Here is a 1,742-nt window from a genome sequence, read left to right on the forward strand (position 1 = left end):
ATCGCCAATGCAAACTGCGGCTTGTAATCCCTAAAATAGGGCTTAAAGCGCGATAGTAAAGTTTTAAAGCCGTTCAAATGCTATCCTTTTTTATAAAATTTTTAAAATTTAAAATCCAGAAATTCATGAAATTTCAAAATTCTTGAAATTCCAAAATTTATAATTCTAAAATTCCTAAAATTTCAAAATTTATAATTCTAAAATTCCTTAAATTTTAGAATTTCGGCCGCGAGGCAGCACAAAATTTATGGGGCGGCGCGGGGCTAATTTGCGCTTCGCAAGCCCACTAAATCAACTCGCTCGCATGCGGCGACCGTGCGGATGACGCCGAGATTTAGCTTTTTTGTTTGCCGCTTTTAAAGCGTAAAGCGCTTTAAAATGGCTTTTGCGCATCGCAGAGCGGTTTTTACATTACCATTTTTAAAGCGCAAAGCGCCTTAAAAGCGAGCGAGTTTTATTCATCGCGATCTCTGAACACTTTCGCACGCCATAAGCGTTAAATGCTTTGAGGCGTCATAAAGCGCTACAAAGTGCCGTATCGTAATTGCATCGCGTTATATCGCTATTTTGCAGCGCCGCGCCGCATTGCGCTTTTGCGCCGCCGCACCGCCGAATGAAAATCGCAGCCTGTCTTGTGGCTTTGCCGCTACATCAGCCGTATCGACAAATGAAATCGCGACTTTCATCGCTGCGTGCACCCGCGTACAATATCGCTATAAAAATCGCGCCAAAATTTGCACGTCACCACAGCATGTTCCACTGCACCTAGTCGCGTTAAAATTTACGCACAGGCTGCCGCAGTGCTACTTTCACTGCGCTGCATCGCAACTTTGCATCGCCAATTGCCATAAAATCGCACTAAAATTTACGCACAGACGAAGCCGTAGTGCTACCGCTGTACCGCGCTATATCGCGCCGCCGTATCGTCCATTGCCGATAAAACGCGGTAAATACGCGCAGACGAGCCGTAGCGTTACTCCATTTTGCCACGGCTATATCGCGCCGCCGCATCAGCTGAGCCGACGAATGAAAATAGCGATCCGCCTCGCGCTTCTGTCGCCGCGTCACGCCACACATCGCTCCTGCACTGTATCGCTAAATAAAATCACGCCGCGGTATAGCAATGCTTTAGATAAAAATCACGCTAAAATTTTCGCGCGGATTAGCGTCCTGATTTACGCTTTGTATCGTAAAATCATAAAATTTAACGTAAAATTTTGTGCTAAATTTTACGTTTTATTCTGCTGCGGCCTCCCAAACGGTGCCGCCAGGCGTATCCATCACTTCGATCTTCATATCCGTAAGGCGCGCCCTGATGGCATCCGCGCTCGCAAAGTCCTTTTCTGCCTTCGCCTGCGCTCGCTGTTTTATCAGTTCCTCGATCTGCGCTCTTTGCTCCGCGTTCACGCCGAAGCGAAAGTATTCGGTCTCATCCTCATATAAAATTCCAAGCGTCTGCTTCGCAAACTCCAAATTCGCAGCGATCTGAGCCTTTAGCGCCTTGTCTTTCGGCGCGCGATCTAGCGCTTCGTTCGCGTTTGCTACGAAGTTACCTAGCACCGCAAGCGCGCCCGAAGTGTTGAGATCATCGCTTAAAAACTCCATCATCTCCGATCTAAATTTAGCCTCCGCAGCAGGCAGCTCAGGCGTAGAATTTTGCCCTGCAGAGGGAGCTAAAACGTCACGGACGCGCTTTTTAAGGCGGTAAATTTTATCTAGCCTCTTTTTGCTCGCAAGCAGAT

General features: G+C 47.3%; 1 protein-coding gene. It reads right to left on the minus strand.

What is annotated here, in order from left to right; genetic code table 11:
• Positions 1-1,236 precede the first annotated feature (1,236 nt).
• Positions 1,237-1,742 (minus strand): DALR domain-containing protein (locus Q0614_RS07360; protein WP_366125049.1); only part of this gene is annotated, 506 nt, incomplete at its 5' end.

The organism is uncultured Campylobacter sp. (assembly GCF_937997595.1).
Lineage (GTDB): Bacteria > Campylobacterota > Campylobacteria > Campylobacterales > Campylobacteraceae > Campylobacter_B.